Source organism: Amorphus sp. 3PC139-8 (genome assembly GCF_040750475.1).
Classification (GTDB): Bacteria; Pseudomonadota; Alphaproteobacteria; order Rhizobiales; family Amorphaceae; genus Amorphus.
Map to the genome: position 1 here is coordinate 103,594 of NZ_JABJVY010000008.1, position 17,082 is coordinate 120,675.

Annotated in this window: 16 protein-coding genes; 8 read left to right on the forward strand and 8 right to left on the reverse strand. The window is 63.2% G+C overall.

Going from position 1 to position 17,082, the window contains the following annotated elements:
- Positions 1 to 147: 147 nt before the first annotated feature.
- Entirely contained in the window at positions 148 to 1,635 is a 1,488-nt protein-coding gene (locus HNS03_RS09805; RefSeq protein ID WP_367194916.1) for a CAP domain-containing protein, read from the forward strand.
- Positions 1,636 to 1,925: 290 nt separating this feature from the next.
- Positions 1,926 to 2,255, forward strand: coding sequence for a multidrug efflux SMR transporter (locus HNS03_RS09810; RefSeq protein WP_367194917.1), 330 nt, complete (start codon positions 1,926 to 1,928; stop codon positions 2,253 to 2,255).
- 133 nt (positions 2,256 to 2,388) lie between these two features.
- Here the strand turns inward: HNS03_RS09810 and HNS03_RS09815 are convergent, their stop codons facing one another.
- The 5 genes from HNS03_RS09815 to HNS03_RS09835 form a co-directional block, all read right to left on the reverse strand.
- Positions 2,389 to 3,474, reverse strand: coding sequence for a DUF1513 domain-containing protein (locus HNS03_RS09815; RefSeq protein WP_367194919.1), 1,086 nt, complete (start codon positions 3,472 to 3,474; stop codon positions 2,389 to 2,391).
- 109 nt (positions 3,475 to 3,583) lie between these two features.
- Positions 3,584 to 4,705, reverse strand: a complete 1,122-nt coding sequence (locus HNS03_RS09820; protein ID WP_367194921.1) for an imelysin family protein — start codon at positions 4,703 to 4,705, stop codon at positions 3,584 to 3,586.
- Positions 4,705 to 6,294, reverse strand: coding sequence for a di-heme oxidoredictase family protein (locus HNS03_RS09825; RefSeq protein ID WP_367194923.1), 1,590 nt, complete (start codon positions 6,292 to 6,294; stop codon positions 4,705 to 4,707). The genes HNS03_RS09820 and HNS03_RS09825 overlap by 1 nt, the downstream gene beginning before the upstream one ends.
- Before the next feature lie 262 nt (positions 6,295 to 6,556).
- Positions 6,557 to 7,822, reverse strand: a complete 1,266-nt coding sequence (locus HNS03_RS09830; protein ID WP_367194925.1) for an imelysin family protein — start codon at positions 7,820 to 7,822, stop codon at positions 6,557 to 6,559.
- 50 nt (positions 7,823 to 7,872) lie between these two features.
- Positions 7,873 to 8,373 (reverse strand): hypothetical protein, encoded by a 501-nt coding sequence (locus tag HNS03_RS09835; RefSeq protein WP_367194926.1) that lies wholly within the window; start codon positions 8,371 to 8,373, stop codon positions 7,873 to 7,875.
- 548 nt (positions 8,374 to 8,921) lie between these two features.
- On the opposite strand from HNS03_RS09835, the gene HNS03_RS09840 reads away from it, so the two are divergent.
- The 5 genes from HNS03_RS09840 to HNS03_RS09860 all read left to right on the forward strand — a co-directional run bounded on the left by HNS03_RS09840 (position 8,922) and on the right by HNS03_RS09860 (position 13,583).
- A complete protein-coding gene (locus HNS03_RS09840) occupies positions 8,922 to 10,028 on the forward strand; it encodes an ABC transporter substrate-binding protein (protein WP_367195062.1) in 1,107 nt (368 codons plus the stop codon).
- Positions 10,029 to 10,215: 187 nt separating this feature from the next.
- Positions 10,216 to 11,076 (forward strand): branched-chain amino acid ABC transporter permease, encoded by an 861-nt coding sequence (locus HNS03_RS09845; RefSeq protein WP_367194927.1) that lies wholly within the window; start codon positions 10,216 to 10,218, stop codon positions 11,074 to 11,076.
- A gap of 62 nt (positions 11,077 to 11,138) precedes the next feature.
- Entirely contained in the window at positions 11,139 to 12,119 is a 981-nt protein-coding gene (locus HNS03_RS09850) for a branched-chain amino acid ABC transporter permease (protein ID WP_367195064.1), read from the forward strand.
- Positions 12,116 to 12,868 (forward strand): ABC transporter ATP-binding protein, encoded by a 753-nt coding sequence (locus tag HNS03_RS09855; protein ID WP_367194928.1) that lies wholly within the window; start codon positions 12,116 to 12,118, stop codon positions 12,866 to 12,868. Before HNS03_RS09850 ends, HNS03_RS09855 begins: the two co-directional genes overlap by 4 nt.
- Positions 12,861 to 13,583 (forward strand): ABC transporter ATP-binding protein, encoded by a 723-nt coding sequence (locus tag HNS03_RS09860; RefSeq protein WP_367194930.1) that lies wholly within the window; start codon positions 12,861 to 12,863, stop codon positions 13,581 to 13,583. The genes HNS03_RS09855 and HNS03_RS09860 overlap by 8 nt, the downstream gene beginning before the upstream one ends.
- Before the next feature lie 41 nt (positions 13,584 to 13,624).
- Here the strand turns inward: HNS03_RS09860 and HNS03_RS09865 are convergent, their stop codons facing one another.
- From HNS03_RS09865 to HNS03_RS09875, 3 genes are all read right to left on the reverse strand, one after another.
- On the reverse strand, positions 13,625 to 14,293 hold the full coding sequence (locus HNS03_RS09865) for a response regulator transcription factor (protein WP_367194931.1): 669 nt from the start codon (positions 14,291 to 14,293) through the stop codon (positions 13,625 to 13,627).
- 585 nt (positions 14,294 to 14,878) lie between these two features.
- Positions 14,879 to 15,559 (reverse strand): hypothetical protein, encoded by a 681-nt coding sequence (locus tag HNS03_RS09870; protein WP_367194933.1) that lies wholly within the window; start codon positions 15,557 to 15,559, stop codon positions 14,879 to 14,881.
- Positions 15,560 to 15,580: 21 nt separating this feature from the next.
- A complete protein-coding gene (locus HNS03_RS09875) occupies positions 15,581 to 15,964 on the reverse strand; it encodes a response regulator (protein WP_367194934.1) in 384 nt (127 codons plus the stop codon).
- A gap of 190 nt (positions 15,965 to 16,154) precedes the next feature.
- Between HNS03_RS09875 and HNS03_RS09880 the strand changes: the two genes are divergently transcribed.
- The gene (locus tag HNS03_RS09880; protein ID WP_367194936.1) at positions 16,155 to 16,883 is read left to right on the forward strand and encodes a protein phosphatase CheZ; all 729 of its coding nucleotides are present in this window, start codon (positions 16,155 to 16,157) and stop codon (positions 16,881 to 16,883) included.
- Positions 16,884 to 17,082 lie beyond the last annotated feature (199 nt).

The following is a 17,082-nucleotide window of genomic DNA, read 5'->3' on the forward strand; positions in this document are numbered from 1 at the left end:
TCCATATTACTCAATAAATTCTAATAACTTCGGTAGCTTCTTCAGATAAAATATTCGAAAACGCATGCGCACAACGGAACGGCCCTCACTTGCCAGGCGCGAGACGATATGCAACCCTAAATTTACTCCTGGATAGAATGGAGGCCTATGATGGGAACCCCAAGTAATTTCGAACAGCTCGTTTTGGAATTGGTCAACAGGGCAAGAGCCGATCCGTTGGGAGAGCTGGAAAAGCTCATTCCGAGCGCATCTCCGATTGTTGGCATCCAGGATAACATCACAAGCGCTCTTCAGTACTTTAATGTAAGCTATGATTTACTTGCCTCTCAATTATCCGCAACGCCAGCGGCGGCTCCTTTGGCCTGGAACGATTTTCTGGGCGCTTCGGCCGATCAGCATTCCGACTTGATGATTCAATATGATCAGCAATCTCACAACCTACCGGGCGAGGGTGGGCTGCTCGACAGAGTAGAAAGCGCTGGGTATACGGGCCTAAGGTCTATTGCGGAGAACATTTACGCCTATACCCAGGACCCCCTGCATGGTCATGCAGGTTTCTATATCGATTGGGGGCTTGGTCCCGGCGGGATTCAGGACCCACCAGGGCACCGGTTATCGATCCTCAATCCCGAGATGACAGAAATCGGGGTTGGCGTTAGCGAAGTGGCGAATCCCGGGCTCAATGTTGGCCCTTTTACAATGACGCAACACATCGGCACGCGCTGGAATGCCGATTCAATGCTTGTCGGCGTCGTCATTCGCGACAGCGACGACGATGATTTCTATGACCTCGGCGAAGGAGTCGGGGATGTCACGATCGAGGCAAGGGGATCCGCCGGCACCTTCACAACGACAACATCCTCTTCCGGCGGGTATACACTCGCGCTTCCCGAAGGCAGTTACGATGTGACTTTTTCTGCTAGCGGCGGCGCGGAAACGCTGACGGATTCCGTAACCATTGGTCAGCAGAACGTAAAGCTTGATGCAGATTTAAACTCGATAAATGGCGGAGGAGAGCCCGCCGAGCCGGATTTCGACCTTCTGGCGCTTTCCATATCGGAGCAAACCGCAGCGCTCTACGTCGGGTATTTTGGACGAGCGCCGGATCCTGGCGGACACTCTTTCTGGAACGATGCGTACCAGGCGGTTCTCGGGGACAATCGCGCCCCTATCGACATTATGGAAGATTTTTCAGAGCATTTCCGGCTTCAGCCGGAAACATGGGATAAATATGACTTCCTCAATCCTGACAACCAAGGCGCGATAGAAACGGGAGTGGTGCGAGACTTTATTGAGGATGTCTACACCAACATTTTCAATCGATCGCCATCTGAAGTCGGCTTGGGATACTGGTCCGATATTATCGAAACCAGGCTCGATAGAGATGAGGAGGTCGGTGACATCGTCACCCAGATTATATTGGGCGCCCAGGACGGAGCTTCGGTCGACTGGGATGGGGATGGAATTGAAGAGACCGTATACGATGCATCGACGATATCGAATAAAGTTACGGTCGCAAATTACTACTCTGAAGAGACATCAGAGGATGAATTCAGCATGTCAGAGGCAATTTCTATAGTTGGATCGGTAACGTCCGACCAGCAATCGGTGATCGACGCATTTGCTTTAGTCTGAGCGTCAGGCAATTGGATTTTCGACGTTCTGCCGTCCGCACTCGCCCCCCTTCGATGGGGGAGGTATTCGCCAGGGAGGCGTTCCCACACCGGCAACGCCGAAGCAGGCGTTGCACTTCGCTCGTAAAAACATGAGAAATCGTGTCTCCGCCCGTGTGGAAATCGTTTCGCTCCGATAGGCGGAGATTTCGTTCCGGCCGACGTGGCAATCACCTCGCTTCGCCGCAATAGATCCTCAACGCTCGCCTGCTATCCTCGGCCCTGATCCCCTGACCGGCCGGGAGGAAGCACGTGACCTATGCCTATCTCTTGATTGCGATCTGCTGCGAGGTGGTGGCGACGTCGGCGCTGAAGGAGACCCACGGCTTCACCCGGTTGACGCCGTCGATTGTGACGGTGATCGGCTACGCGCTCGCCTTCTACTTCCTGTCATTGCCGCTGAGGACGATCCCGGTCGGCGTGGTCTACGCGGTCTGGTCCGGGGCCGGCATCGTGCTGATTGCCGCCATCGGCTTCTTCGTGTTCCGCCAGAAGCTGGACCTCGGCGCCCTCGTCGGCCTGGCGCTGATCGTCTCCGGCGTGCTGGTGGTCAACCTGTTCTCCAACACGCTGAACCATTGACCTCTCCGACTGGCCGTACGTCCCTGCGCCATTGACAAAGCCTGTCGATCCCCACCCGGTAAGGCTGGATTGTTCACACCGCCATCCCCGAACTGCAGCCGGGAACGGCGGCCGCACAGGGATCGACCTTGCTCTACGCAGGCAGCTCGAATGCGGCGATGTGGTTGTCCCAAGCAATGTTGGGATCTTCCCGCACGAGCCCGCCATTCTGCCAGAGGTGGCCGCGTCCATCGCTGTAGACGAAGCCGGAGCCGAACGACGTGAGCCCGCACACATCGGGCACGTCGCGGTCGGCCAGCACTTGCCGGCTCTCCACGTCGAACACGGTCATCGCGCCCCCGCGCGGGCTGGTGCTCGCCACCCGCTTGCCGTCGCGGCTGGTCGCCATCGCGCCGATATAGTGGTTCATGTGCCGGTAGATCTCCGGGTCCGCCGCCACTGGGCGTGCCTCGCCGCCGCGCTTGTGGCTGCCGACCAGCTCGACCTCGTCGGTGAGCGGCCCTTCATACTGTCCGCCGAACCAGACCGAGCCGTCGCCGGCTTCGCTCAGATGGCGGATCGACATTTTCTGATAGGCCGCCGGCAGCACCGCACGTTCGATCAGGTCGCCGGTTTCCGCATCGACATAGGCCAGGCACGGGTCCATCGTCGCCAGATTCAGCTTCATACGCGGAAAATCCGGATGGGTCGCAAGCCCGCCATTGGCGATCGCGATGGTGCGGCCATCGGACATCATCAGCGCCTGGTGCGGACCGATCCCGCCGGCATCGAGCTCTCCGATTCGAGCATAGTCCGCGCCAGCATCGTAAACGCCGATCACGCCGCGCTCTCCGTCGAAGTCGTTCTCGGTCGCATAAAGCAGCCGTCCGTCCGGCGAGAAAAAGCCGTGGCCGTAGAAGTGGCGATCCTCCGGCGGCGTGAACACCAGCTTGCGCTTGCGCCCGACGAGATCGATCACCATTGCGAAGCGGTCGGGACGGCGCGCGAACACCACCGCCGTGGTCCGGTCGGCGGTGACGGCGGCATCATGGCCGCGCCGCTCCAGCGGCACGGAAAACAGCACCCGGCCGTCGAGATCGAACACGGCGGCGACATTGCCGCCCCCTTCCTGACGGCAGGCCAGGAAAGCCGGCTGACCATTGGCATGGGCGAAACGGCAGAACGGGAGAAAGCCGAGGCTCGCCATTCCGGCGAGAACGGCGCGACGATCAAAGTCCATGGAAAAACTCCGATCCAATGGCCCTTTCAGGGCGCAGGCGGGGCGGTATTCCTGAAGGCGCGGGAAAGAGGAAGCGCATGTCCGGCTCCCGATCTGTTCGCAGGGCCGCTCAATCCCCATCGAGGGAATTGAAGCCCAGGATCAAACCAAAGGCGGCAGGATAGCGCTCGGCGAAGATGGTCTGCGCGCCTGCGATCGGAATGCGCGCATAGGAGAGCTGCTCGTGCCCCTCGGGACTTTCGGCAAGCGCGATCCAGGGTTCGCCACTGTCATGCAGCTCCGCCAGCACCCGCTGCGCCTCGCCGATCTGAAACCGCAGCGAGCCGGCATTGTAGGCCTCGTCGTCCGGCAGCAGGTCCGCCAAGCCGCCTTCGTCCTGGAGGGTGACGACCGCCTGAAGGTTCGCCTCCATCGACGGCAGCACCATGCCCGACCGCCAGAATGGCGCAAGCTTGGGTTTGGCATCGTCGGGCGTCTCGCCGATCAGCGCGCCGATCTTCATGTCGCCGACGATCTGAAGCTGCTCTTGGGCGGCGCGCAGGAACTCCTGTACCGCTTCGCCATGGGAGCGATAGACGGGATTGTCCGGGCCCGCACTTTCCATCAGCGCGCCATAGCCGTCCGCCGCCGTCCACCCGTTCAGAATCTCCCGTGCCGAGGTCGCGATCGCACCGGCGATGGTCTGGGCATAGCGGCAGCGAAAGCCCGCCGGCGGTTCGGCCAGCGGCGCGGCGTCATCGTCGAACAGCACATAGTCGAGCGCGATCAGCCCCTGGACCGCAACGCTCTTGTCGCGCAGGCTCGCCACATCGGTGGCGCTGTCGTCCTCGCTCGCCAGGATGGCTTGCACCTGGCGCATGCCGATGCCGCGCCGGTCCGGCCAGAAGAACAGGCGCTCGAACCGGTTGTCCTCCCGCGCCGGTCCGAATCGGTAAGGCTCGACGGCGCCAAAGGCGAGCACGAGGTCGGCGAAGCCGTCGCGGGCCGTGACCAAGGCTTCCGGGCTCGGGTCTTCGCAAAGCGCCGCGATCGCCGCCTCTTCGGCACTGGCCGTGCCCATCAGTCGCTGGTAGCCGGGCACGATCACCCGATCCACGATCCGGGCCACCGTCGGCTTGAACGCCAGCGGGTCTTCCGGTGGGTTCTGGGCCAAGGCCGGTCCGGCGGCCAACGCGGCGACTGCAGCCACGACGGGCACGGCGGAAAGGCGGACTGAGAGAAACCGCTTCATCACAAGGACTCCAGGAATCGGATCAGCGCCGCCCGGTCGTCCGGCGGCATTGCGGCAAAGGCGTCGCGCGCCGGTTCGGCTTCGCCACCGTGCCAGAGGATTGCCTCCGTGAGATTGCGCGCCCGCCCATCGTGAAGGAAGTAGGTGTGGCCACTCACGTCCTCGGTCAGGCCGATGCCCCATAGCGGGGCCGTCCGCCACTCCGTCCCGTCAGCGTCGCCGACCGGCCGATTGTCCGCAAGCCCCTCCCCCATGTCGTGCAGAAGCATGTCGCTATAAGGCCAGATGAGCTGGAAGCGGTGCTCGGGGTTCTCGGCCTCCCGGCTGGTGACATATTTGGGCACGTGGCACGAGGCACAGCCGGCGCCGTAAAACAGCGACTTGCCCTTCAGAACCTCCGACTCCTCAACATCGCGGCGGGCAGGCACCGCCAAGTTCTTGGAATAGAAGGTGACGAGCTCCATCACCGGGTCGGGCGCTTCGGTCTCGCCGAGGCGCGCCTGGACCCCGCTCAGCCGCTCCAGGCAGGCTGGCTGGTTCTCCGTGCAGTCGCCGCTGGGGTCGGGCACCTCCGGCGTGGAGATGCCGATGTCGCCGGAAAAAGCGTTCGCCGACTGCAAGCGCACCGTCGGCATGGATGCCTTCCAGCCGAACCGGCCGAGCGTCAGCTTTGCCGTTTCAGGGTCGCGCACCAAGTTGGGTTTGCCGGAAATGCCGTCCCCGTCGTCATCGTCCGGATCCGCATGGGCCAGGATATCGGCGGGATGGATCGCTTCCAGAAGGCCGAGGCCGATCATCGGCTGCGCGACCCGGGGCGACAACATGATTTCCGGGTCGGGCGGCCCGTAGCCCGGCTCGCCGAGAGCGTAGCTGGGCTGGCGCAGATGGACCACCTCGCCGCCCGCAAGCTCGACGGGCACCTCCTCGTAGGTGATCACCATCTTGCCCTCGGCGGGAAGCCCCGGCACCGCAAAGTCCTGAAGCTGGCCGCCATAGGTCGGATCGGGCACGAACAGCAGCGCCTTGGTGGCCAGCGCCTCGCGATCGGCTTCGGTCTTGGGCGGCACCGACAGGCGCAGGAACATGGAAGTGGCGAGATCGTCCGGCCCGTCCGGCGGATGGCCGCGCCCGTCCTTCAGATGGCAACGCTGACACGAGCGCGCATTGTAGAGCGGCCCGAGACCGTCCGACGCCTGGGTCGAAGACGGCGCCGGCACCCAGAGCTTCTTGAACAGACCGTTTCCGAGCTTGAAGTCCTGCTCGCCCTCGAAACTGAGATTGGCCGAGGAATGGGAAAAGGAATCGGCGTTGACGTGGGCGCGCGACGTGGCGGCGCCGGCCGACATGGTTTCGAAGCGCTCGGCCTTGGAAAAGTCGTCGGTCGCAGCGGTGACGGCCTTCACCCGCTGCCGGTCCTTCTGACTGAGATCGGTCCGCTCTCGCGGCAGGTCCAACGCGTCGAGCGAGACGGGCTCGGGCTGGCCCCCGTCGGCCCCCGCCGACCCGCTCGCGGCGGCGAATGCCACGCCCGCAGCAACGGCTCCGCTTAGGACCCACCGTCGCGCCGGCAGTTTCAGAAGGTCGACCATTCCACCAACCAAATCATTCCAACCGACCGTCCCGCACCACCGACATGGAAGCGATCCGATCGAAAACGGCAGAGGGCGGACCGAGGCCCGCCCATCGCCATATCTTGTACGGCCTTGCCGTCGGAAGGATACCCCGCGTCCCGCGCCGGGCTCTTCTTCAGGCTGCGTCACGACGCCGCCAGGCAGCCTGCGTCAAGGTGCAAACTCGGGACAAGCGGGAGCCGGTTTATCAGTCCGGTCCCGCTCTATCCTCTGGAGCCGCCTACTGGAAAACCGCGTTCGGATTGTCGAGGCTGTCGGAGCCTTCGAATTCGATCGCGTTCAGGTCCAGCGTGGCGACGGCCCGCTCGATCGACCGGGTCTGCTCGATCAGCCCATCGATCGCCGCCTGCACCACCGCGTTGCCGATGTCGTTGCCCTCGCCGATCATCTGGTCATAGGCCTCGACCGATTCCGCGCGGGCCTTCATGATCGCCATGGCAGCGACCGCGCCGTGGATCTTCTGCAGAAGCTCCTTGTTCACGGCCGGATCCTTGGCCGCGATCAGATCGCTGATCGACGGGCCCTCGACGACCGTCCCATCGATCCGCTTGTAGCGGCCGGTGTAGACGTTCTGGATGCCGATCTCGTCATAGTAATGCGAGTTGTGAGTGTTGTCGGCGAAGCAGTCGTGCTCCTCCTCCGGATCGTGCAGCAGCAGGCCGAGCTTCATGCGCTCGCCGGCCAGCTCGCCGTAGGAGAGCGAGCCCATGCCGGTCAGGATCGTGGAGAGGCCGGCCTGCTCGTCCTGCATCAGCGCTTCGCGCGCGTCGCCATTCTCGTCCCAGGCCGCGACCATGTCTTCCAGATCCGAGATCAGCAGGGTCGAGGCGGCCTTGAGATATTCGCCACGGCGGTCGCAGTTGCCATGGGTACAGGCGTCGCCGCTGGCATAGTCGGTCGCCGGGCGCGAGCCCGCGCCGGCTTCGGTGCCGTTCAGGTCCTGGCCCCAAAGCAGGAATTCGATCGCGTGATAGCCGGTCGCGACGTTGGCTTCGACCTCTTCGGCCTCATGCAACGTGTCGGACAGGAGCGTCGGCGTGATCTTGGAGGCGTCCACCTTCTCGCCGTTCACCGTAAGATTCGGGTTGGCGATCACGTTGACGGTGTAGAGCTGGTTGACGTCCGACTCGGTGCCGTAGGAGGCATCGACATAGTCGATCAGGCCCTCGTCCAGCGGCCAGGCGTTCACCTTGCCTTCCCAGTCATCGACGATGGCATTGCCGAACCGGTAGGCTTCCGTCTGCTGGTAGGGCACCCGCGCGGCGATCCAGGCGGCCTTCGCGGCCAACAGCGTGGCCTCGCTCGGGTTCGCCAGGAGCGCATCGATGGAAGCATCGAGAGCCTGTGCGGTCAGAAGCGAATCCTCGTAGCCGGCATGCGCGATGTCGGCGTAGGTGGTCAGCACATCCTCGGGCGACTGGGCGGATGCGGTTCCGCAGAACGCCAGCGCCGAACCGGCGACGGCGAGAGAGAGTTTCCGGAACATTCCGTTCTCCTTCTTTGGGTCGGGGACAGACGGAGTTGTCGTGGTCGGGTTCAGTGAAAGCGTGCCTGGTTCGACCGGGCGACGATGTCGGAGAGCACTTGCGCCGGCACCGGCATCAGGGTCTGACCGATCTCCTTGAGCGTCGACGCATACCGCCCCGCCGCATCGGCGATCTCGATGCCGCGATGGCATCCGGCGAGCGCGGAGATGCAGCAGCCTTCAAGATCCAGGTCCCCGTGCTGGCAGGCGGCAACCAGGCCGACGGCCAGGCATTCTTCCCGGCAAAGATGGCGCGCGCCGCTCGGGAAAATACGAAGCGGACAGCCGGCGCAGCCCCTAAGCGTGCGCACGAATGCCGACAGATCCGAGACCGCGCGCCGTCCGTCGGCTGCGCCAAGCTCGGCCGTGTAGTAGCTCCACGCGGTTTCCCATGGCTCGATCGAGCCGCTCTCGTAGCCGGCCATCCAATGCCGGTAACCCTCGACAACCAGCCGCTCCGGCTGTCGGTCGAGATAGGAGAGGCCGGCCGCGCAAGGCGTCTCTCGGCGCATTTACGTCCCCCATCACACCTGACGGATATCCGGGCAACCGGCGCTTCCATGCGCCAACGAGAAGCCCGACCGCAGCCGTATCTCGACTTCGAGAACACGGCGTTTCGTCAAGTTAAAAACAATTCTAGACTAGGAATGATCACAACTGGAGCAATAGTTGGAATCGAATTGCGCCTCAACCATTATCTTTTTGAAGGATTTCAGTTCCAAAATAGAATAATTAAAATAACTACTGAAATTGCGAGCCGTGGATACGACCAACGGCCGGTGTGAGAGCCAAGCATCCCGACCCCGCTTTGCCCCCGTCCGGCGGCTTGAAGCCGCACCCTGCGCCTCGCTGGTTGGCAGTCGGACCTTTTCATTGATACTAATGTATACAGAGCCGACCGGCGGGCTGCGCTATCGTGGCAAGGCCGGTCCGGCTATAACGCGCGCGGGCGGATCACACCGAACCGTCCGGACGAATTTGGAGGGAACGGATGAAAGCAAAACGATTTCTGACCAAGGCCGGCGTGATTGGCGCCGCCCTTCTGGTCTCCGGCGCGGCAATGGCGCAGGACACGGTGAAGATCGGTCTGATTTTGCCGATGACCGGTCCGTTCGCGTCGACCGGGCGCCAGATTTCGACCGCCGCCGAGGCCTACATGGCGACCCACGGGGACGAGGTCGCCGGTACCAAGGTCGAGCTGATCCTCGAAGACGACGGCGGCGTGCCGGACCAGACCAAGCGGATCGCCCAGGAGATGGTCGTCAACGAAGGCGTGAAGGTGCTCGCCGGTTTCGGCCTGACGCCGCTTGCGTTCGCGGCCGCGCCGATCGCCACCCAGGCGAAGGTCCCGATGGTCGTGATGGCGGCAGCCACCTCCTCGATCACCGAAAAGTCGCCCTTCATCACCCGCACCTCGTTCACGCTGCCGCAGGCGACGGTGCCGCTCGCGCGCTGGGCCGCCGACAACGACATCAGCAAGGTCGTCACGGTCGTCGCCGACTACGCGCCGGGCATTGACGCCGAAAACGCGTTCGTCAACGAGTTCAAGAACCAGGGCGGCGAGATCGTGGAGAGCATCCGCGTGCCGGTCGCCAACCCCGACTTCGCGCCGTTCCTGCAGCGCGTGCGCGACGCCCAGCCCGACGCGGTGTTCGTGTTCGTGCCCTCCGGCGTCGGCTCCGCCTTCATGAAGCAGTTCCAGGATCGCGGACTGGCCGATGCCGGCATCAAGCTGATCGGCACCGGCGACGTGACCGACGACGACATCCTGAACGACATGGGCGACGTCGCGAAGGGCGTGATCACGACCCACCACTACTCCGCCGCGCACGAGTCGGCGGAGAACGACACCTTCAAGCAGGCCTTCAAGGACGCCGGCGGCGATCGCCCGAACTTCATGGCGGCTGGCGGCTGGGACGGCATGGCGCTGATCTATCAGGCGCTGGAGAAGACCGGCGGCGATGCTTCCGGTCCGGCGCTGATGGAAGCGATCAAGGGGATGGAGTGGGAAAGCCCGCGCGGCCCCGTCTCCATCGATCCGGAGACCCGCGACATCGTCCAGGACATGTACTACCGCGAAGTGAAGGACGTCGACGGCGAGCTCTACAATGTCGAGTTCGGCAAGGAAGAAGCGGTGAAGGATCCGGCCAAAGCCGCGAAGAACTGACCGTTTGAAATCCTCCGCCCGACCTCGTTCACGAACGAGGCCGGGCGGACCACGACCTGCATCCGACGATCGGATGCCACGTTTCGCAAGGCGGTCACCTCGGCCAACCCGAAACACCCGGTTTCTAAGTTCCTCAAGATTGCCCCCACCGGTCGCCAACCGCGGCCGCAGATTCTAAAGCGAGCCGATGCTGACCATTCTGTTCGACGGTGTCGCCTACGGCATGCTTCTGTTCGTGCTTGCCTGCGGCCTGGCCGTGACCCTGGGACTGATGAATTTCGTCAATCTCGCCCACGGCGCCTTCGCCATGGCCGGGGGATACCTGACCGTCGTCTTGATGAACGGTTACGGGGTCTCCTTCTTCCTGTGCCTGCCGGCGGCCTTCCTGGTCTCAGCGGTGCTCGGGGCCGTGCTGGAACGCGCCCTCTACCGCCACCTCTACAATCGCAGCCACCTGGACCAGGTACTTTTCTCCGTCGGACTGATCTTCATCGCGATCTCGGCGGTCGACTATTTCTACGGCGCGCGCCAGCAGATCATCACCCTGCCGGACATCCTGCGCGGCCGGATCGAGATCCTCGGCGTCCCGGTCGGCGTCTATCGCCTGTTCATCATCGCCATGTGCGCACTGATCATGGTCGCGCTTCAATATGTGCTGGCCTACACCCGGTTCGGCAGCCGCTTGCGCGCGGCGGTCGACGACGGGCGCGTGGCCAGGGGGCTCGGCATCAATGTCGGCGCCGTGTTCGCCATCACCTTCGCCGTCGGCTCCGGCCTCGCCGGCCTGGGCGGAGCGCTGGGCGCCGACATCCTGACCGTCGATCCGACCTTTCCCCTGCGCTTCATGATCTACTTCCTGATCGTGGTAACCGTGGGCGGCACTTCGTCGATCACCGGGCCGTTCGTCGCCTCGCTTATCCTCGGCGTCGCCGACGTCGCCGGCAAATACTACGTGCCGGCGGCAGGCTCGTTCGTGATCTATGCTGTCACGGTGGGCCTGTTGCTGTGGCGTCCTTACGGAATCCTGTCGCGGGAGGGCGCGCGATGACCACGACCGCCGACGACAAGGAGACGCCGGCGACGGCAAAATCCGGCCGCGATCCGGTGCGGATGATGGCGCGCCGCCAGGCCTGGAACCCGCTGGAGTTCGTGTTCTGGCTGGCCGCGCTCGCCTCGATCTTCCTGCTTCCGAAGAGCTACCTGCTCCTCAACGACATCGCGATCCTGGCGCTGTTCGCCCTCTCGCTCGACCTGCTGCTCGGCTATGCCGGCATCCTCTCGCTCGGTCACGCGGCCTTTTTCGGTCTCGGAGCCTATGCCGCCGGTCTCTTCTCCATCCACGTCTCGGCGGAACCGGTCATCGGCCTTCTGGTTGCCGGGGCGGTGGCGGGTGTGCTCGGCTTCCTGTCGAGCTTCCTGGTGTTGCGCGGCAGCGACCTCACCCGGTTGATGATCACGCTCGGCGTCGCCCTGATGCTCTTGGAAGTCGCCAACCAGGCGCGCTCCATCACCGGCGGCGCCGACGGCCTGTCCGGCATGATGATGGACCCGATCCTGGGCTTGTTCCCGTTCGACCTGTGGGGCAAGACCGCCTACATCTACTCCCTCACCACGCTGTTCATTCTGTTCCTGATCGCCCGGCGCCTGGTCGGCTCGCCCTTCGGTCTGTCGCTGAAGGCGGTGAAGGGCAACTGGACCCGGGCGACGGCGGTCGGGGTGGCCGGCAATCGCCGGCTGATCGCGATCTACACGATCGCCGCCGTCTATGCCGGCATCGCCGGCGGCCTGCTTGCCCAGACCGCCCAGTTCGTTTCGCTGGACGTGCTCGCCTTCCAGCGTTCCGCCGACGGGCTGTTGGTGCTGGTCATCGGCGGCACCGGCTATCTCTATGGCGGACTGATCGGCGCGGTTGTTTTCAAGCTGATGCACGACATCGTTTCCGCGCTCACGCCGCAATATTGGCTGTTCTGGGTTGGCCTGCTCCTGGTGGTGATCGTCATGCTCGGCCGCGAGCGCATCTTTGCCGGACCGCGCCAGGTCGTCGTGTGGATCGGCAACCGGTTCGGCGCTGGACGGAGGGGCGAGCGATGACCGTGATCCTCGAAACCGTCTCGCTGGTGCGACGCTTCGGTGGACTGGTCGCCACCAACGACGTCTCCATGACGCTTACGGAAGGCGCCCGCCACGCGCTGATCGGCCCGAACGGCGCGGGCAAGACCACGTTCGTCAATCTGCTGACCGGCGTGATCAAGCCAACGTCCGGAACGATCCTCCTGGAAGGGGCCGACATCACGCGCGAGCCCGCCCACAAGCGCGCCGGCCGCGGCATGGCGCGCACCTTCCAGATCAATCAGCTCTTTTCCGATCTGACCCCGCTGGAGACCGTTACCTTCGCGATCCTGGAACGCGAAGGCCATGGCATCGATCCGGTCCGCTCCGTCGCCGGCCACCGCGCCGCCATCGAGGAGGCCGCCTCTATCCTGGAGCGGTTCCGCCTCGGCGACAGCATGGACCTGAAGACGTCCGATCTCGCCTACGGCAAGCAGCGGCTTTTGGAAATCGCGGTCGCGATCGCGGCCAAACCGAAGGTCCTGCTTCTGGACGAACCCGCCGCCGGCGTGCCGGAAGAAGAGCGTCACGAGATCCTGGACATCGTCAACGCGCTGCCGACCTCCGTCGCCGTGCTTTTGATCGAACACGACATGGACCTGGTGTTTTCCTTCGCCAATCGGATCTCCGTGCTGGTGGCCGGCGCGCTTCTGGTGGAGGGAACCGTCGCCGAGGTCTCGGAAGATCCGCGGGTCAGAACCGCCTACCTGGGGGAGGACGCCGATGGCTGAGCTCCTGCGCGTGGAAAACCTGGTCGCCGGCTATGGCGCGGCGGTGGTTCTTTCCGGAGTCTCGTTCAGCCTGGAGGAGGGCAAATCGCTCGCGCTTCTGGGCCGCAACGGCACCGGCAAGACGACGCTCATCAATAGCCTGGTGGGTGTGACCACCTACAAGTCCGGCCGGATCGTATTCGCCGGCAACGACATTGCCCGCACGGCGGTGGAAGCCCGGGCCAAGCTTGGGATCGGATGGGTCCCGCAGGAGCGCAACATCTTCCGCTCGCTGACGGTGGAGGAAAACCTGACCGCGACCGCGCGCCCCGGTGCCTGGACGCTGGAGCGCGTGTATACGCTGTTTCCGCGTCTTGCGGAGCGCAAGACCAACATGGGCAACCAGCTTTCGGGCGGCGAACAGCAAATGCTCGCCGTCGCCCGGGCGCTGATGCTGAACCCGCGACTTCTGCTGCTGGACGAGCCTTTGGAGGGGCTCGCGCCGATCATCGTCGATGAGCTGATGGGCGTGTTGCACCGTGTGGTGCGCGAAGAGGGCCTGTCGGCCATCATCGTGGAGCAGAAGGCGCGCAAGATCCTGACGGAGACCGACAAGGCGATCATCCTCGATCGCGGGACCGTGGTCTACGAAAGCACCAGCCAGGCGCTTTTGGAGGACGACGCCATCCTCTCCGCCCATCTCGGCGTCGCGCAGAAGTCTGCCGCGGAGGGTTAGGTGCGTTCCGGCCAAGCCGGGACCAGGTCGCCGAAACCGCTTTACCCCACGAAGCGGTAACCGATAAACCGCTTGGCATCGATCACGTCGTGGCCGAGCTGCAGGCGCAATTTCTTGCGCAGCTTGCTCATATGACCTTCGATGACGGTGTCGTCGAGATTTTCGTTGAAGACGCCGTAGATCGCGTTGAAGAGCTGCGACTTGGTCACCCGGCGCGTGTTGTTCTTCACCAGATATTCCAGGATGTGGCGCTCGCGGCGGGGAAGCTGCAGCGGCTCGCCGTCGATTTCCGGATCGCGGCCGTTGAAGAAGACCTGCAGGCGGCCGCTGGTGGCGGGCTTTTCGACCGCGTTGGAGCGGCGCCACACCGCGTCGGATCGGGCCACGATTTCGCGCACGTGCACCGGCTTGCGGACGACGTCGTCGATCCCGGCGGTGAACAGCTCGAGCGTCTGCTCCAGCGAGCGCTCCTCGCTCAGTGCGATGATCGGCGCCCGGGAATGATGACGGATGATGTCCGGATAACCTTGCCGGTGGTCGACATCCCCGATGATGAAACCCTGGACCGCATTGATATCCTGGTCCGAGGCGCCGGAAAGCCACTCCCGGAATTCACCGTCCGCAAGGCCAACCGCTGCGTATCCTTCCCGCGCGAAGCCAGCCGCATAACCAGTGGTAACAGTTTCTCGATGATCGACGACGACGTACACGGACCGACCCTCCGCGGAAGTTGATCTTAAAGGCTGGGATATTTTTTGCGTCGCGGATGTTCCCGGCGAGCAACTGTTGGTTACGAAGCAATTTACTTCCACTCAACGGCAACCCGTTCGGGTTTGAGAGTCGAATTCCGTCCAATTTGGAGTTATTCCGAAGGTCGAATCCGAGACGCAAAAATGCCCGACTGGAGCGGCGAGCTCGCAACCGGGCAGAAAAGCTGGGATTCGTAAATCACTGTGATTTTGGATCGAATCGATCCGAACGCTCAGGGATTGAGCTTTTCGCTCGATTCCCATCGCGAAAAGCAGACGCGAGGCCGACAGCCTGCTCGTTGCGCCCGCCTAGGGTCAGGACCTGTTCCGCTCTTCTCGGAAGAGGGAGCGGGTGTCAGTTATTATTTCGACGCGTTTCCGGATGCCCAACCGGTTTCCACTTGGCCTGGAAACGCTCCAGAGCCCTTTTCCGCGCAGACGGAAACCTCTCGGCGATAGGAAATGAGCCCGGATTCAAGTGCTTGAGCACGTCCTTATCGTTCGCATCGATTCAATTTGAACCGGGCATTCTCTTTAGGCAGGACCTCAACGAGGGCCGATCGGCCCGTGATCCAGCCCGTCGAGGGGAAACGGAAGGATCACCCGGGATGGGGGCGCCAGGGTCGATCTCATCTCGTTAGAGGTGCCGATGACGGTTGGACCTGGTGCGTTGACGGGTCCTGAAGAGGCGGGGCTTCCGGCCTCACTGATCCCGGAAGCCATGCCCCCGTACCCAGAAGCGCCCACCGGCGAACGCCGACCGACGGCTGGAGGGCCCGACACCGGAAGATCGCTCAGCGGTGGCGGGAGATCTTGCTCGGAAATCAGCGCATCCGGGCGATCGGCGACCCAGCCTCGTGCAAGATCCCAGCATCTTTGGCCGGAGACCGTCGCCGTTCCGCCGCTGGGAGCACGATAGAGATAGTCGAAGCGACGACAGTCCGCCCCATTGCGCCCGACGAGAATGCGGGACGCCGAAATATCGATCGACCCGCCCAAGGGCAGGTCGATGGTGACCCGGCGATCCGGAGGCGTCATCTCCATCACGTCAGCGACTTCCACATCGATTGCGAGTTGCACCCCCCGGTCGAACCGAGCGGGCGCGCCGGGCGAAGCCGGGCTCTCGGAGCGCGGGCCACCGGCCGCCGGCTGATGCCCTACGACCAAAGCCGCAACCACAACCGGAGCAAGACGCGCGCGCAAGGATCGGCTGGCAGGTGCCGACATGGCCGCCACCCACGCCACCGATCAGTTCTGAAAGACGGTCTCGATTTTACCCTTCAGCGTCTGCGCGTTGAACGGCTTCACGATGTAGTTCGAGACGCCGGCTTTCTTCGCGGCCACGACGTTTTCCGACTTGGCTTCGGCGGTGACCATGATGAACGGGATGCCGGAGAGCGCGGTGTCGCCCCGCACGTGCTGCAGAAGCTCGTAGCCGGTCATCGGCTGCATGTTCCAGTCGGAAATGACCAGACCGTAGGTGCGCTCCTTGAGCTTACCGAGCGCCTCGGTGCCGTCGGCAGCCTCGTCCACGTCTTCGAAGCCAAGCTGCTTCAAGAGGTTTTTGATGATGCGGATCATGGTCTTGTAGTCGTCCACCACCAGGACCGGCATCGAATAGTCGAGCGCCATCGTTAACTCCATTTGATCGGTCGTTCGAGATACGCCCGCTCGTTGGCGGCGCACCGGTTTCGATACATACCGTGTAAAGGAAGATAACTTGCGCGAAGCTTGCTGCATGAATGCCGAGGGCATTTACGAATTTCAAGATATCGGATTATAGAAACTTCGCGACAACTTGATTATGCCAAAGGAGACGTCAATGACGGCAGGCTGGCGACCATACCGGATCGAGCGCGTCGGGCGGGAGGAAACCGCAGCCCCCGCCGGATCCTCGACGACGCTGCTGACCCATTTCGATCGGATTCACCACGAGCTGGCCGATCTGAAAGACCTAATCGCGCGCCTGGAAGAGCGCGCCGTGGAGGGCTCCTCCCCCCAGGGCGGCGTCACGCTTCTAGCCGGCGTCGAGACCATTCAGGACGCCATTAAGAAGACGCGAGGCGAGCTTGGCGCCCTCACCCCCCACAACCCGAAAAAGGCGCAGTTCCACCGCGCCACGGACGAGCTCGACGCCGTCGTGTCGGACACCGAAGGGGCGACCGATTCCATTCTCGCCACCGCCGAACACATCGAAGCGCTGGCCGCGCGCCTTTTGAAGTCCGCCTCGTTGGAAGCGGCAGAGCGCGACATGGTGGAGGAAATCCGCGATCACACCATCCGGATCTTCGAGTCCTGTAACTTCCAGGACATTACTGGCCAACGCATCAGCAAGGTCGTGGGCCTCATGCACTTCATCGAGACCCGGCTTGCCACCATGGCCGACATCTGGCGGAGCTTTGGCGCGCTCACCGAGCCTTTGACCGGCGACGACATTCCGGAAAACGACAGCTTCAGCCGCACCTCCTCCGGGGTGGCGATGCACGGCCCCGTTCTCAACGGCGATGTCGACGTGGTGTCGCAGGACGACATCGACTCGCTGTTTCCGTAAGGCAAAGTCTGGGAAAAAGGCGCCCGTTTCGCGGGCGCACAAACGACGCGACCACGATGGCTCCGGGTCTCCGCAGACCCAAGGTCATCGTGGTCGCGTTCTTGTTTTGGAGAGAAAAAATCAGCCTGAACCGAAGGCGCGCAGAAGCCCTTGCTCAGGTCTAAAGCGTTTCCAGACCAAGTGGAAACCGGTTGGCCGT

What these genes read in the sequence shown, in the direction of transcription:
- HNS03_RS09840 (WP_367195062.1), top strand. Translation starts at nt 8,922, where the DNA reads ATGGCGCAGGACACGGTGAAGATCGGTCTGATTTTGCCGATGACCGGT.
- HNS03_RS09825 (WP_367194923.1), bottom strand. Translation starts at nt 6,294, where the DNA reads ATGGTCGACCTTCTGAAACTGCCGGCGCGACGGTGGGTCCTAAGCGGA.
- HNS03_RS09805 (WP_367194916.1), top strand. Translation starts at nt 148, where the DNA reads ATGATGGGAACCCCAAGTAATTTCGAACAGCTCGTTTTGGAATTGGTC.
- HNS03_RS09870 (WP_367194933.1), bottom strand. Translation starts at nt 15,559, where the DNA reads ATGTCGGCACCTGCCAGCCGATCCTTGCGCGCGCGTCTTGCTCCGGTT.
- HNS03_RS09860 (WP_367194930.1), top strand. Translation starts at nt 12,861, where the DNA reads ATGGCTGAGCTCCTGCGCGTGGAAAACCTGGTCGCCGGCTATGGCGCG.
- HNS03_RS09875 (WP_367194934.1), bottom strand. Translation starts at nt 15,964, where the DNA reads ATGGCGCTCGACTATTCGATGCCGGTCCTGGTGGTGGACGACTACAAG.
- HNS03_RS09880 (WP_367194936.1), top strand. Translation starts at nt 16,155, where the DNA reads ATGACGGCAGGCTGGCGACCATACCGGATCGAGCGCGTCGGGCGGGAG.
- HNS03_RS09830 (WP_367194925.1), bottom strand. Translation starts at nt 7,822, where the DNA reads ATGTTCCGGAAACTCTCTCTCGCCGTCGCCGGTTCGGCGCTGGCGTTC.
- HNS03_RS09850 (WP_367195064.1), top strand. Translation starts at nt 11,139, where the DNA reads ATGATGGCGCGCCGCCAGGCCTGGAACCCGCTGGAGTTCGTGTTCTGG.
- HNS03_RS09835 (WP_367194926.1), bottom strand. Translation starts at nt 8,373, where the DNA reads ATGCGCCGAGAGACGCCTTGCGCGGCCGGCCTCTCCTATCTCGACCGA.
- HNS03_RS09820 (WP_367194921.1), bottom strand. Translation starts at nt 4,705, where the DNA reads ATGAAGCGGTTTCTCTCAGTCCGCCTTTCCGCCGTGCCCGTCGTGGCT.
- HNS03_RS09845 (WP_367194927.1), top strand. Translation starts at nt 10,216, where the DNA reads ATGCTGACCATTCTGTTCGACGGTGTCGCCTACGGCATGCTTCTGTTC.
- HNS03_RS09855 (WP_367194928.1), top strand. Translation starts at nt 12,116, where the DNA reads ATGACCGTGATCCTCGAAACCGTCTCGCTGGTGCGACGCTTCGGTGGA.
- HNS03_RS09815 (WP_367194919.1), bottom strand. Translation starts at nt 3,474, where the DNA reads ATGGACTTTGATCGTCGCGCCGTTCTCGCCGGAATGGCGAGCCTCGGC.